Raw genomic sequence first — 12,937 nt, 5'->3', positions numbered from 1 at the left:
GAAATGAAAACCGGACACAAATGCGATTGTTTTTCATAAAAACTTTTCAGAGGGTTCTCGGGCTCAGCTTTTCGGGCCGATCAGGGTCAACCACGGGCCGTAGTGTCGCACCTCGATCGGCAGTGTTTCGGCCAGCGCACCGAAGCTGCGCTGCGGATCGTTGAGCGGGAACACCCCTTGCACGCGCAGGTTGCGCACCTGCGGCGCGACACGCACGAAGCCGCGGGTGTAGGGGCGCAGCGCGTCGACCACTGCATCCAGCGGGTCATCCAGTACATTCAGGTGCCCGTTCAGCCAGTCGGCGCGGTGACGCTCGTCACGGCCCAGACGCTCGATGCGCTGGGCGTGCAGCAGGGCGGCCTGGCCTTCCTGCAGGTCCAGTTCGTTACCATCGTGCAGGCGTGCGCGCACCGCATGCTGCAGCACCACCACGCGGGTGGCGTCGGGCTGCTGGCTGACCAGAAAGCGCGTGCCCAGCGCGCGGATTTCGCCCTGGGCGGTGCGCACGCGCAGGGGGCGCTGCGGGTCGGGTGCCACTTCAATCACCAGTTCGCCCTGGCGCAGCAGCACCAGGCGCTGGTGGGCATCGAATTTAAGGTCGACGGCAGTGCTAGCGTTCAGGCTCAGCTGGCTGCCGTCTTCCAGTTCCAGGGTGCGCCGCTCGCCGGTACCGGTGTGCAGGTCGGCCATCAGCGTGGTGCCGACCTCGCTGCGCGCCGCCAGCCACAGCCCGCCGCCCAGCAGGCCCAGCCCGCCGATGGCGCGCAGCACATCGCGCCGGGAGGTGCCGGGCTGCATCAGCACGCGCCGGGCTTCGCCGGCCTGGCCGGGCAGGCGCTGGTCCAGCGCCCGCACGGTGCCGAACGCGCCACCCAGGCGCTCCTGCAGCCGGCCCCAGGCCTGGGCATGGGCCGGGTCGCTGTTGAGCCAGGTATCGAAACGGGCGTGCAGGCGGGTGTCGTTGCGGTCGGCGCTCAGGCGCACCATCCAGTCGATGGCCTGCTCCGCGGCCGGGTCGAGGCGGGCCTTGCTCATGGTGCCATCTCGGCCAGGTAGCACTGGCGCAGGGCCTGTTTCATGTAGCGGCTGACGGTGCGTTCCGACAGCGCGAGCTTGCGCCCGATCTCCACATAGCTCAGGCCATCGAGCTGGCTGTAGAGGAAGGCTGCCTTGACCACCGCGGGCAGGCCGGTGAGCGCTCGGTCGATGGCCACCAGCGCTTCGACCAGCAGCAGTTGTTCCTCCGGGGAGGGCGCTACCTGCTCGGGCAGGCTCGACAGGCGTTCCAGGTAGGCATTTTCGAGTTGGCGGCGGCGGTGGCGGTCGAAGATCAGCCGGCGCGCGATGGTCGACAGAAAGGCCCGCGGTTGCTGGATGCTGTCCGGATCAACCCGCGCCACCAGCAATTGGCAGAACGCCTCGGCAGCCGTGTCTTCGGCGTCGGCGCGGTTGCGCAGGCGCTTCTGGATGTGTTGCAGCAGCCAGCGGTGGTGGTCGCTGAAGAAGAAGCCGAGCTTGGAGGAAGGCGTGTGCACCGGGAACGACTCGACAGTGAATGTGAATAGTTCTCAATACTACAGTGTCGCAATGCCTGTGTGTAGCCTGGGCGGGGGTGCAATCGCGCGCGGGTTGCGCCTGGGGCGCGTTGGCGGCTCTGCCGGCAACGCGCCCCAGGCATGGCCGTCAGGCGGCGGCCTGGGCTTGCAGCACCAGTTGCCCGTCGACCTCGACAACCAGCCCGCTGGCGACGAACAGTGGCACCAGGCGTTTGTGCAGCTGTGGCTCGACGAAGGCCTTGATGGCGTCCAGGTCCAGGTTGCCGCTGACATCCAGTTCGGCCTTGGTGTAGGACAGCCAGGCTTTTTTCAGGACCATCAGCACATCGCTGGCGGTGGTGGTGGCGAAGCGGCGATGGGTGACCTGGCCCTGGAAGTCGAAGGTATGGGCGAAGGCGTAGCCGCTCTCGTCGCTCTTGTTTTCCAGGCAGCGGCTGCATGCGCAGGCGCCGTCGGCGAATGCGGCGCGCAGGTAGGTGTTGAAGTCCACCACGGGTTTGAGGCCCAGGCGCTTGTCGACTTCGAACAGGTCCCCGGTCATGTTCGCATCAGCGTTCAACGTCATTTCCTCACAGTCATCCAGTTGGGTTTGCAGGGCGGCACAATACCAGCCTGGGCTGCCAGTGGGTACTTGCGCGGGGATGTCGCGGGTTCAGCTAAGCACTACGACGCCTGGCCCACTCATCCACCACATCCCCCATCGTCCGCGCCGTACCATCGACTATCCATGCCATCAACGGCCGGTCGAACCTGAAATCCTCGCCACACTGCTCACGCATGAACCGCCGCACGTTCTGCGTGTTGCGGTAATCCTCGCCCACCGGTGTCTCCCGGGTAATCACCCCGCCATGCCAGTCAAAAGCCATACCGCGTCTCCTTGCGTCGTTTGAGGGTTTCACTGGGCAACTCCTTGAACAGCGCCTGATAACTGCTGGAAAACCGCCCCAGGTGCCAGAACGACCAGCGCATCGCCACTTCCGCCACGGTGTGGCCGCGCGCGGTCAGCAGCTCGCGGTGTGCGCCATTGAGGCGGCGCAGGCGCAGCCAGTGGCTGGGCGTGATGCCGGTGTACGCCTTGAACGCATGCTGCAACTGACGCACCGAACTGCCGGCCACCTGCGCCAGTTGCAGCAGGTTCAATGACTCCTCCGGCGAATCCGCCGCCCATTCGCTGACCTTGCGCATGATGGTGCGCTCCTCGGTGCGCCGCCACAGCTCGCCGCGGTCCAGGCACACCGAGGCGGTGTCGAGAATGTACAGACAATCGTCCAGCAACTGCCTGGCCAGCACCTGCTGGCACGGCGCGTCCTCGCTCTGCGAGAGGCGCGTCAGGGTACTGCTCAGCCAGCCGCTGAACAAGGCATTGCGCTGGGAATTGAGCGGTGCCATGAACAGACCTTCGAGCGCCGCAACGTCCACGCCGTGCTCACGCACGAACGCAGGGCCGAACACGACGGCCACTTCCTGGTAGTTCTCGGGGGTGATCCAGATGTTGCGGCTTTCGCCATTGAGCACGTACAGGCTGTTGTCACTGCGGTCGAAGCAGAACGACAGCGAACCGCCGGGGGCGCTGAAGCTCTGCTCCACCCGGGTGTTCATGCGCTCTTCGTACACCTCCACGCCCTGCAGGTCGAGGCAGCGCACCATGCCGGCAAAGTGCCCGGGTGACATCTGCTGGTAGTGCTGTGCCCAGCCTGGCGTGGCGCGTACCTGTTCGGCCACATCGGCACTGGTGAAGGCCTGTACCCGCAAGGGCGACGGGGTTGTCATGAGAACCTCTGAATGCACTGCTTTGGTGCATTTTCTTCTGCTCAAAGTGGATAGATGCAGCCGCAGCTGCGGCACCAAGATAGACCTCAACGCGGCGCAGGGGAAGCCAGGCCTTGCCCGCCCGCGCCACACACACCCTTGCGCATGCCCTGCATCACGACAACGAGGTTCTCATGAATACCCCCTTCGATCAGCTGTCCACCTGGCTGAAAGAACACAAGATCACTGAAGTGGAATGCGTGGTCACCGACCTGACCGGTATCGCCCGCGGCAAGATCGCCCCCACCAACAAGTTCCTGCATGAGCGAGGCATGCGCCTGCCGGAAAGTGTGCTGCTGCAGACCGTGACCGGCGACTTCGTCGAGGACGAGATCTACTACGGCCTGCTCGACCCGGCCGACATCGACATGCTCTGCCGCCCCGACTCGACGGCCATCTACCCGGTACCCTGGGCGCTGGAGCCCACCGCGATCGTGATCCACGACACCTTCGACAAGCAGGGCAACCCCATCGAGCTGTCGCCGCGCAACGTGCTCAAGAAAGTCCTCAAGCTGTACGCCGACAAGGGCTGGCAACCGATCGTGGCACCGGAGATGGAGTTCTACCTGACCCAGCGCTGCGAAGACCCGGACCTGCCGTTGCAGGCGCCACTGGGCCGTTCGGGCCGCGCCGAAAGTGGCCGCCAGTCGTTCTCCATCGATGCCGCCAACGAGTTCGACCCGCTGTTCGAGGACGTCTACGACTGGTGCGAGGCCCAGGGCCTGGACCTGGACACGCTGATTCACGAAGACGGCCCGGCGCAGATGGAAATCAACTTCCGCCACGGCGACGCCCTGGACCTGGCCGACCAGATCACCGTGTTCAAACGCACCATGCGCGAGGCCGCACTCAAGCACAACGTCACCGCCACCTTCATGGCCAAGCCGGTGGGCGACGAGCCGGGCAGCGCCATGCACCTGCACCAGAGCGTGGTCGACAGCGCCACCGGCAAGCCGATCTTCGTCAATGACGACGGCAGCATGAGCGAGCTGTTTCTGCAGCATATCGGCGGCCTGCAGAAGTACATCCCCAAGGTGTTGCCGATGTTCGCGCCCAACGTCAACTCGTTCCGCCGCTTTCTGCCCGACACCTCGGCGCCGGTAAACGTGGAGTGGGGCGAAGAGAACCGCACCGTGGGCCTGCGCGTGCCCACCTCCAGCCCCGAGTCGATGCGCGTTGAGAACCGCCTGCCCGGCGCCGATGCCAACCCGTACCTGGCGATTGCCGCCAGCCTGCTGTGCGGCTACCTGGGCATGGTCGAGGGCATCGCGCCCAGCGCCCCGGTGCAGGGGCGTGCGTATGAGCGGCGCAACCTGCGCCTGCCGATCACCATCGAGGACGCGCTGGCGCACATGGAAGACTGCCCGACCATCGAACGCTACCTGGGCAGCAAGTTCGTGCGTGGCTACGTGGCGGTCAAGCGCGCCGAGCACGAGAACTTCAAGCGCGTGATCAGTTCGTGGGAGCGCGAGTTCCTGCTGCTGAGCGTGTGATGCGCTGACCTGCCGATCATCGATAAAACAATCAGAAGAGGTGTCGATATGCGTCTGTTGAAATCCGTGTTGCCGGTGGCTCTGGGGTTGCTGTGGGGGGCCGCCGCACAGGCCCAGCCGAGCGTCAGCGTGTACAACTGGACCGATTACATCGGCCCTACCACCCTGGCCGACTTTCAGGGGGCGACCGGGATCAAGGTGATCTACGACGTGTTCGACTCCAACGAAACCCTGGAGGGCAAGCTGCTGGCGGGGCGCACCGGCTACGACGTGGTGGTGCCGTCCAACCACTTCCTGGCGCGCCAGATCAAGGCCGGGGCGTTTCTGGAGCTGGACCGCTCGCAACTGCCCAACTGGAAGAACCTCGACCCGGTGCTGCTCAGGAAACTGGAGGACAACGACCCCGGCAACCGCCACTCGGTGCCCTACCTGTGGGGCACCAATGGCATCGGCTACAACGTCGACAAGGTCAAGCAGGTGCTGGGCATCGACCATATCGATTCGTGGGCGGTGCTGTTCGAGCCCGAGAACCTGAAAAAGCTCAGCCAGTGCGGCGTGTCGTTCATGGATTCGGCCGACGAGCTGTTCCCGGCAGTGCTCAACTACATGGGCCTGGACCCGCGCAGCGAAAACCCGCAGGACTACAAGAAGGCCGAGGCCAAGCTGCTGGCGCTGCGCCCGTACATCACCTACTTCCATTCCTCCAAGTACGTCACGGACCTGGCCAACGGCGACATCTGCATCGCCTTCGGTTACTCCGGCGACGTGTTCCAGGCGGCCAACCGCGCCAGGGAAGCCCATAACGGCGTGAACATCGCCTATTCGATTCCCAAGGAGGGCAGCAACCTGTGGTTCGACCTGCTGGCGATCCCGGCCGACGCCACCAACCCCAAGGAGGCGCACGCCTTCATCAACTACCTGATGGACCCGCAGGTGATCGCCAAGGTCAGCACCCTGGTGGGCTACGCCAACCCGACGCCGGCTTCGCGCCAGTACATGGCCGCCGACCTGGTCGACAACCCCGAGGTGTATCCGCCCCAGGCGGTGCTCGACAAACTGTATATCTCAAGCACCCCCACGCCGGCCATCATGCGTTTGATGACCCGCTCGTGGAGCAAAGTGAAATCGAACAAATGAACAACGTGAATGGCAATGCGCAACACGCCCGTTCGTACTACGCAGCGACGGCCAGACGCCAGGCCGACTACCCGACGCTGGAGCAGGACCTGATCGCCGATGTGTGCGTGATCGGCGGTGGCTTCACGGGGGTCAACACCGCCATCGAACTGGCTCGCCGCGGGCTTTCGGTGGTGTTGCTGGAGGGGCGGCGCATCGGCTGGGGTGCCAGCGGGCGCAACGGCGGGCAACTGATTCGCGGCATCGGCCACGAGGTGTCGGGGTTTGCCCGCTACGTGGGGCAGGAAGGGGTGGCCTACCTGCAACGCGCCGGCATCGAGTCGGTGGAGGTGGTGGGCCGCCGGGTGCAGGAGGACGGCATCGACTGCGACCTGCGCTGGGGCTTCTGCGAGCTGGCCAATACCCCGGCGCAGTACGCAGCGTTCCAGGCTGAACAGCAGAGCCTGGAGGCGTTGGGCTATCGGCACCAGACCCGACTCTACGGGCCGCAGCAGATGCACGAGGTGGTGGCCTCGAAGGTGTATGCCGGCGGGCTGCTGGACATGGGCTCCGGCCACCTGCACCCGCTCGACCTGGTGCAGGGCGAGGCGCGCCTGGCGGCGTCGCTGGGGGTGCAGGTGTTCGAGCACAGCACGGTGCTCGAACTGGTGCATGGCCCCACCGTGCAGGTGCGCTGCGCGCGCGGCAGCGTGCGGGCTGGCAGCCTGGTGCTGGCGTGCAATGCGCACCTGGACGACCTGGAGCCACGCCTGAGCGGCAAGGTGCTGCCGGCCGGCAGCTACATCATCACCACCGAGCCGCTGTCGGCACCGCGCGCCGCCGGGCTGATCCCGCAGAACCTGGCGCTGTGCGACCAGAAGGTCGGCCTGGACTACTACCGCCTTACTGCCGACCGGCGCCTGCTGTTCGGCGGGGCCTGCCATTATTCCGGGCGCGACCCGGCGGATATCGCCGGCTACATGCTGCCCAAGCTGCTCAAGGTGTTCCCGCAGCTGGCGGATGTGCGCATCGACTTTCAGTGGGGCGGCAAGATCGGCATTACCGCCAATCGCTTCCCGCAGGTGGGACGCCTGCAGCAGCACCCCAACGTGTTCTACGCCCAGGGCTATTCGGGGCACGGGGTGAACGTCACCCACTGGACGGCGAAGTTGCTGGCCGAGGCGATCCACGCCGGGCATAGCCAGGGCCTGGATATCTTCAGCAAGGTGCCGCACATGACCTTCCCCGGCGGCCCGGCCCTGCGCTCGCCACTGCTGGCGCTGGGCATGTTGTGGTACCGCCTGCGCGAGCTGCTGGGGTAGGGCGGCGCAAATCGCCGGTTGCAGCTACTGTGCATCTATCAGAGGCTCACAAGAAGGCTCGGTCATGCGCTCATTCGCTGCAGTTTGCTGTCTTGCCGTGTGGTTGATCGCTGTTCTGCCGGGCTCTGCCGCCGCGGCGCCGCCTGCGGCGGTAGCCGAAGACAAGGCCCAGGTGCTGGAGCAGAAGGCTGCCGAACAGGGGCGCGAGGCCAGCGTACCCAGCGACCAGGCCATCACCCGCAGCGAAGTGCAGGCGGTCGACCCCAAGGGCGAGGCCGCGCTGGATGACGCGATCACCTGCCTGGCGCGCACCCTCTACTGGGAGGCCAAGGGCGGTGAGGCGGCGGACATGCAGGGTGTGGCCAGCGTGGTGATGAACCGGCTGGGGCACGAAGGGTTTCCGGGCACCGTGTGCGAGGTGGTCAAGCAGGGCATCAAGGAGCGTACATGCCAGTTCTCGTGGTGGTGCGACGGGCGCTCGGACGATGTGGAAGAGCCGGTGCAGTACACCGTGGCCAAGGAAATCGCGCGCAAGGCGCTGAATCAGCAACTGACCGACAGCACCGATGGCGCGATGTACTTTCATGACCGCCATGTGCATCCCGCGTGGGCCAGGACGTACTTGAAGACCGCCGAAACTCCCAGGTTCCTGTTCTACAAGCCGCGTGCGGGGGAGGCGCGGTGATTGGCAGGTAAGCAGGGCGCAGCCTGTTTTCAGCAGTATGTAACCTGATAACTTTGCCAGTGTCGGTTGATTAGGCGCTGTTGTATGGTGATGCCTGACTTCGCGGTTAGTTGGCGTGGTACGCGATTGAATCGGAAGAGGATGATGGCCATGTCAAGCACTGGTGTGTTAGTGACGGATGAGTGTCGAAATGCTTACAATTCGCTCAAATTAAGTAAAGCGTTTAGGTATATTGTTTTCAAGATCTCAGATGATTACAAGGAGGTTGTTGTTGAATCAACAGGCGATAGGTCCGCAACCTACGAGGATTTTCTGAGCGCGCTGACCCCGAATGAAGTGCGATATGCTGTCGTCGACTTTGAGTTTGAAACCGTTGAGGGGAGACGAAATGCAATTTTGTTTACTCTATACGCAGATGACTCGGCCCCCATAAGAAAAAGGATGGACTATGCCTCCAGTAAGGATGCACTTAGACGTGCTTTAACTGGTATTGCTTTAGACATTCAGGCATCTGAAAAGAAAGATCTTGAATACGACTTGGTTCTGGCTAAGTTTAGTAATGGCCTTGCAATTCGGTAAATATCCATTCGGGCTTACTCTGTACAGCCTGGATAAAGAGTGCATTCACGACCGTCCATCTCGAAAGTCGAAAATGTCGGGTCACGATAACTGCAGGAGGCTTCGCCAACCCACTTCCATTGTGAAGCGCAGGGCTTCATGCCATCGCCGACCGGTGACCAGTTCTCGGGGTAAAGCGGCCACTCCTTGTCGATGAGGCGGTACACGAAGCGCAGGTCGGTCTTGTTCAGCTGGGTGTAGGCGACGTTGGCGACCGGGCCGGGGTGCCTGGAGGTCCGCTCCAGCGGTTGCCACTGGCTGTCGGCGGCGAGGCAGTCGATGTCCCTGGCCAGCACGTGGCGCTCATGCCCGGGCACGATGTGGTAGGCCGTGCCGCACAGGCGGCGCACAACCAGCTCGGGGTCTGCGTCGCGCACCGGCCCAGTGCCGTCGGGCAGTGCCGGCAATACCTTGACCCCCGCCAGGCTGTACCGCCCGCTGGGGGACTTGATGCTCACTGTGATGTTGTCCAGTTGCTGGGTGCAACTGCCGATGGTGTAGGTCAGCGGGATCCTGAACGTGACGGTGCGCGCGTCGGGGTGCGCATCGGCCTGGTCGGTGCGGTACTGGTTGGGGCGCGAGCGCATGCCGCCGGTGGCGGGGGAGGCCACGGTGCAGCGGTACGGGTCGAGCGGGGCGTAGCTGGCGTTGTAGGTGACGCCGTGGTTGGGCGGGAGTTCGGCGATCAGCGTGGTGCTGCTCAAGCCGTAGTGGCTGGTGGCGCCCACGACGCTTTCCTTGGCGACGAAACCGATCAGGCTGCAGGCGGGCAGCAGGGGCAGGGCCAGTAGCAGGTACAGCGGTTTCATCCGGGGCCATCCGTGGGCAAGTGCGGGAGGGGATGGTGCGCGATTGTGCGGGTGTGGGCAAGGGGCTGCACCGACCCAATCGCGGGTTAGGCCCGCTCCCACAGGATCACCGCAGTCATGTGGGAGCGGGCTTGACCCGCGATGGGGCGTTGACCGTCATGCCAGCCCCTCAGAACGACCGCACGATCCGCCCCAGCGTCTCCATCGCCTGCTCCGACTGCTCGGTCCAGGGGCTGCCGTAATTGAGGCGGATGCAGTTGCGAAACCGGCGCGTCGGCGAAAAGATCGGCCCCGGCGCAATGCTGATGCCCTGGGCCAATGCCATCTGGAACAGCTTCAGCGAGTCCATCTGCTCCGGCAGCTCCAGCCACAGGAAGTACCCGCCGCTGGGGTGGCTGACCCGCGTCTGCGCCGGGAAGTGCCGGGCAATCGCCGCCAGCATGGCGTTCTGCTGCTCTTCCAGCGCATAGCGCAGGCGCCGCAGGTGGCGGTCGTAGCCACCGTGCTGCAGGTAGTCGGCAATCGCCGCCTGCGCCGGCATCGATGCACACAGCGAGGTCATCAGCTTGAGCCGCTCGATCTTCTGCGCATAGCGCCCGGCCGCCACCCAGCCGATCCGGTAGCCCGGCGCCAGGCTCTTGGAGAACGAGCCGCAATGCATCACCAGCCCTTCGGTGTCGAATGCCTTGGCCGGCTTGGGCGCCTGCTGCGCGTAGTACAGCTCGGCATACACGTCGTCTTCGATCAGCGGCACCTGGTGCACGCTCAGCAGCTCGACCAGCTGCTTCTTCTTGTCTTCCGGCATGCTCGCGCCCACCGGGTTCTGGAAGTTGGTCATGCACCACACGGCCTTGACCGGATGCCGCTCCAGCGTCTGCGCCAGCACCCCCAGGTCGATGCCTTCGCGCGGGTGCACCGGAATCTCCACCGCCTTGAGCTTGAGCCGCTCCAGAATCTGCAGGCAGGCATAGAACGCCGGTGCCTCGATGGCCACCAGGTCACCCGGCTCGGTTACCGCCTGCAGGCACAGGTTCAATGCCTCCAGCGCACCGTTGGTGATCAGCAGTTCTTCCATCGGCAGCATCAAGCCGCCGACCATGTAGCGCAGGGCGATCTGGCGGCGCAGTTGCGGGTTGCCCGGCGACAGGTCGGTGACCACCATGCGCGGGTCCATCTCGCGGCTGGCGCTGGCCAGCGAGCGCGCCAGGCGCGGCAGCGGGAACAGGTTGGGGCTGGGGAACGCCGAACCGAAGGCCACCGTCTGCGGGTCCTTGATCGAGTCGAGGATCGAGAACACCAGCTCGCTGACGTCCACTTCGGTCGATTCGCTGGCCTGCTCGATGATCTGCGGCTCGTTGAACTGGCGCGGGGCGTGGGTGTTGACGAAGTAGCCCGAGCGCGGCCGGGCCCGGATCAGCCCGCGACGCTCCAGCAGGTAGTAGGCCTGGAACACCGTGGACGGGCTGACCCCGTGGGTCTGGCTGGCGTAACGCACCGACGGCACGCGCTGGCCGGGGCCGAGTACCCCGGAGCGAATCAGTTCGGCAATGTCGTCGGCGAATTTCTCGTAGCGTTTCATCATGGCTCTGGGCGGTCTGACTCAGCGGAGTGTATGTGATCAGCGGTTCAAAGGCGCGACAAAACGGCTGCGCGCAAGGCTGCGCACGTTCGGCTGGTCGGTGTCGATGAGTTCGAAGCTGATCTCCTGGGAGCTGCTGGGCGCACGGTCGGCCAGCATCGCCACCGAGACCGGTATATCGCTCATCTCGCTGGCCGCCAGGGTGAACTCGGTCTTGCCATGCAGTTCGAAGCCTTCGGCGTCCACCAGGCGCAGGCGGTAGGTCTGCGGCTGCTGGGTCTTGTTGATGACCTTGAGGGTGTAGATGTTCTCGATCTGCCCCAGGGCGTTCTCGCGGAACAGGCCGCGGTCCTTGATCACGTCCATCGACACCATCGGGCGTTGCTGCAGGGCGATCACCAGGGCGCCGATCATCACCACCAGCACGGTCACGTAGCCCAGCAGGCGCGGACGCATCCACTGGGTGGTGCCGCCTTGCAGGGTGTGCTCGGACTTGTAGCCGATCAGCCCGCGTGGGTAGCTCATCTTGTCCATGATGCTGTCGCAGGCGTCGATGCAGGCGGCGCAGCCGATGCACTCCATCTGCAGGCCGTCGCGGATGTCGATGCCGGTGGGGCATACCTGCACGCACATGTGGCAGTCGATGCAGTCGCCCAGGCCCTGGGCCTTGTGGTTGGCGTCCTTCTTGCGCGGCCCGCGCGACTCGCCGCGCTGCGGGTCATAGGCGATGGTGAGGGTGTCCCTGTCGAACATCACGCTCTGGAACCGGGCATACGGGCACATGTGCATGCACACCGCCTCGCGCAGCCAGCCTGCGTTGATGTAGGTGGCACCGGTGAAGAACAGGATCCAGAACAGGCTGACGCCACCCAGCTGCAGGGTGAACAGCTCCTGGGTCAGTGGCCGGATGGGGGTGAAGTAGCCGACGAAGGTCAGTGCGGTCAGCAGGCTGACGCCCAGCCACAGGGTGTGCTTGGCTGCGCGGCGCGCCAGCTTGTTGGGGCCCCAGGGCGCCGCATCGAGCTTGATGCGCTGGTTGCGTTCGCCCTCGGTGACCTTTTCGCACCACATGAACACCCAGGTCCAGGTGCTTTGCGGGCAGGTGTAGCCGCACCAGACGCGCCCGGCGAACACGGTGATGGCGAACAGGCCGAAGGCGCAGATGATCAGCAGCGCCGACAGCAGGATGAAGTCCTGCGGCCAGAAGGTGGCGCCGAAGATGTGGAACTTGCTGTCGGCCAGGTCCCAGAGGACCGCCTGGCGCCCGTCCCAGTTCAGCCAGACGGTGCCGAAAAACAGCAGAAACAGAAAACCCGCGCCACCCAGGCGCAGGTTTCGGAAAAAGCCGGTGAAGCTACGGGTGTGGATGTGTCTGTCGCTGCTGGCGGCCTTCTTCTTGAACGTGGAGGGCTCGGCAATTTCAACGATCTGGACGGGAATTCGTTCGCTCATGGTTCGTCGCTCATCAGGCCTCGATCAGGCCAGAGCACTATGGCGTCCCATCTGTTTGCATAACAGGTGCAGATATCTGGATAAAAACCGTATCAGATTATCCCTTGAAACCCTGCAGCCCTTATATGATCGAGCCCTCCTCGGAGGTCTTCAAATGCCTGCGACTATCCACCGCACCTGCCACGGTGAGCGCGTCAGCCTCTGCCTCGGTGATCGGCACCCGTTGCCCGGCCAGGGTCGCGATCGACATGCGCAGGTCGGCATCGGTGATGATCTGCACCTCTGCCGCTTCACCTTCGATGTTCAGGTCATCGGCTATCAGGGTGCAGCGCTTGGTGGTTTCGTTGATTTCAATGGGCATGGCGGTGTCCTCGAACGGGGGGCTTACAGCTGTGACTCCGTTGCCGGCCGGGTTGCTGAGCGTGGCCGATCAGCGGTCGACAGCACTCGCGCGCCAGGCTGTTGTCCATCCAGTATCCCCTTGCTGATGGACGCTGC

General features: G+C 64.4%; 14 protein-coding genes. 5 read left to right on the top strand and 9 right to left on the bottom strand.

The features are described from left to right. Positions 1-63: 63 nt before the first annotated feature. From KH389_RS16730 to KH389_RS16710, 5 genes are all read right to left on the bottom strand, one after another. On the bottom strand, positions 64-1,035 hold the full coding sequence (locus KH389_RS16730) for a FecR domain-containing protein (RefSeq protein WP_213605830.1): 972 nt from the start codon (positions 1,033-1,035) through the stop codon (positions 64-66). Beyond that, entirely contained in the window at positions 1,032-1,535 is a 504-nt protein-coding gene (locus KH389_RS16725; RefSeq protein ID WP_043860903.1) for a sigma-70 family RNA polymerase sigma factor, read from the bottom strand. Before KH389_RS16725 ends, KH389_RS16730 begins: the two co-directional genes overlap by 4 nt. Before the next feature lie 148 nt (positions 1,536-1,683). Continuing rightward, positions 1,684-2,121 (bottom strand): hypothetical protein, encoded by a 438-nt coding sequence (locus tag KH389_RS16720; RefSeq protein ID WP_043860902.1) that lies wholly within the window; start codon positions 2,119-2,121, stop codon positions 1,684-1,686. 91 nt (positions 2,122-2,212) lie between these two features. Further along, the gene (locus KH389_RS16715) at positions 2,213-2,422 is read right to left on the bottom strand and encodes a DUF6434 domain-containing protein (protein ID WP_116054828.1); all 210 of its coding nucleotides are present in this window, start codon (positions 2,420-2,422) and stop codon (positions 2,213-2,215) included. After that, positions 2,412-3,326: a helix-turn-helix domain-containing protein gene (locus KH389_RS16710; protein ID WP_054915122.1), complete on the bottom strand. Its 915-nt coding sequence runs from the start codon at positions 3,324-3,326 to the stop codon at positions 2,412-2,414. The genes KH389_RS16715 and KH389_RS16710 overlap by 11 nt, the downstream gene beginning before the upstream one ends. A gap of 173 nt (positions 3,327-3,499) precedes the next feature. Between KH389_RS16710 and KH389_RS16705 the strand changes: the two genes are divergently transcribed. The 5 genes from KH389_RS16705 to KH389_RS16685 all read left to right on the top strand — a co-directional run bounded on the left by KH389_RS16705 (position 3,500) and on the right by KH389_RS16685 (position 8,560). Further along, on the top strand, positions 3,500-4,858 hold the full coding sequence (locus KH389_RS16705) for a glutamine synthetase family protein (RefSeq protein WP_213605829.1): 1,359 nt from the start codon (positions 3,500-3,502) through the stop codon (positions 4,856-4,858). A gap of 48 nt (positions 4,859-4,906) precedes the next feature. Next, positions 4,907-5,995, top strand: coding sequence for a polyamine ABC transporter substrate-binding protein (locus KH389_RS16700; protein WP_043860898.1), 1,089 nt, complete (start codon positions 4,907-4,909; stop codon positions 5,993-5,995). Then, positions 5,992-7,296: an NAD(P)/FAD-dependent oxidoreductase gene (locus KH389_RS16695; RefSeq protein WP_078480749.1), complete on the top strand. Its 1,305-nt coding sequence runs from the start codon at positions 5,992-5,994 to the stop codon at positions 7,294-7,296. The genes KH389_RS16700 and KH389_RS16695 overlap by 4 nt, the downstream gene beginning before the upstream one ends. A gap of 64 nt (positions 7,297-7,360) precedes the next feature. After that, a complete protein-coding gene (locus tag KH389_RS16690; protein ID WP_058541232.1) occupies positions 7,361-7,981 on the top strand; it encodes a cell wall hydrolase in 621 nt (206 codons plus the stop codon). Between the two features lie 150 nt (positions 7,982-8,131). Continuing rightward, a complete protein-coding gene (locus tag KH389_RS16685) occupies positions 8,132-8,560 on the top strand; it encodes an actin-binding ADF family protein (protein WP_210013939.1) in 429 nt (142 codons plus the stop codon). Between the two features lie 14 nt (positions 8,561-8,574). Here the strand turns inward: KH389_RS16685 and KH389_RS16680 are convergent, their stop codons facing one another. The 4 genes from KH389_RS16680 to KH389_RS16665 form a co-directional block, all read right to left on the bottom strand. Then, positions 8,575-9,408, bottom strand: coding sequence for a hypothetical protein (locus tag KH389_RS16680; protein ID WP_210013940.1), 834 nt, complete (start codon positions 9,406-9,408; stop codon positions 8,575-8,577). A gap of 169 nt (positions 9,409-9,577) precedes the next feature. Beyond that, entirely contained in the window at positions 9,578-10,987 is a 1,410-nt protein-coding gene (gene mapR, locus KH389_RS16675; RefSeq protein ID WP_043860894.1) for a GntR family transcriptional regulator MpaR, read from the bottom strand. Between the two features lie 39 nt (positions 10,988-11,026). Continuing rightward, positions 11,027-12,439 carry a cytochrome c oxidase accessory protein CcoG gene (gene ccoG / locus KH389_RS16670; protein WP_043860893.1) on the bottom strand — a complete coding sequence of 471 codons (1,413 nt, stop codon included), beginning with the start codon at positions 12,437-12,439 and terminating at the stop codon, positions 11,027-11,029. A 121-nt stretch (positions 12,440-12,560) separates the two neighbouring features. Further along, positions 12,561-12,800, bottom strand: a complete 240-nt coding sequence (locus tag KH389_RS16665; protein ID WP_054915115.1) for a DUF3203 family protein — start codon at positions 12,798-12,800, stop codon at positions 12,561-12,563. Positions 12,801-12,937 lie beyond the last annotated feature (137 nt).

It is taken from the genome of Pseudomonas qingdaonensis (assembly GCF_018398475.1).
Lineage (GTDB): Bacteria > Pseudomonadota > Gammaproteobacteria > Pseudomonadales > Pseudomonadaceae > Aquipseudomonas > Aquipseudomonas palmensis.
The sequence above is the reverse complement of the archived record's forward strand: the minus strand, read 5'-3'. Positions and strand labels throughout refer to the sequence as shown.

Bases quoted from the DNA above. Each gene is read 5' to 3' on its own strand.
- KH389_RS16715 (WP_116054828.1), bottom strand. From the start codon at position 2,422: ATGGCTTTTGACTGGCATGGCGGGGTGATTACCCGGGAGACACCGGTG.
- ccoG (WP_043860893.1), bottom strand. From the start codon at position 12,439: ATGAGCGAACGAATTCCCGTCCAGATCGTTGAAATTGCCGAGCCCTCC.
- KH389_RS16680 (WP_210013940.1), bottom strand. From the start codon at position 9,408: ATGAAACCGCTGTACCTGCTACTGGCCCTGCCCCTGCTGCCCGCCTGC.
- KH389_RS16695 (WP_078480749.1), top strand. From the start codon at position 5,992: ATGAACAACGTGAATGGCAATGCGCAACACGCCCGTTCGTACTACGCA.
- KH389_RS16700 (WP_043860898.1), top strand. From the start codon at position 4,907: ATGCGTCTGTTGAAATCCGTGTTGCCGGTGGCTCTGGGGTTGCTGTGG.
- KH389_RS16730 (WP_213605830.1), bottom strand. From the start codon at position 1,035: ATGAGCAAGGCCCGCCTCGACCCGGCCGCGGAGCAGGCCATCGACTGG.
- KH389_RS16710 (WP_054915122.1), bottom strand. From the start codon at position 3,326: ATGACAACCCCGTCGCCCTTGCGGGTACAGGCCTTCACCAGTGCCGAT.
- KH389_RS16690 (WP_058541232.1), top strand. From the start codon at position 7,361: ATGCGCTCATTCGCTGCAGTTTGCTGTCTTGCCGTGTGGTTGATCGCT.
- KH389_RS16720 (WP_043860902.1), bottom strand. From the start codon at position 2,121: ATGACGTTGAACGCTGATGCGAACATGACCGGGGACCTGTTCGAAGTC.
- KH389_RS16705 (WP_213605829.1), top strand. From the start codon at position 3,500: ATGAATACCCCCTTCGATCAGCTGTCCACCTGGCTGAAAGAACACAAG.
- KH389_RS16665 (WP_054915115.1), bottom strand. From the start codon at position 12,800: ATGCCCATTGAAATCAACGAAACCACCAAGCGCTGCACCCTGATAGCC.
- mapR (WP_043860894.1), bottom strand. From the start codon at position 10,987: ATGAAACGCTACGAGAAATTCGCCGACGACATTGCCGAACTGATTCGC.
- KH389_RS16685 (WP_210013939.1), top strand. From the start codon at position 8,132: ATGTCAAGCACTGGTGTGTTAGTGACGGATGAGTGTCGAAATGCTTAC.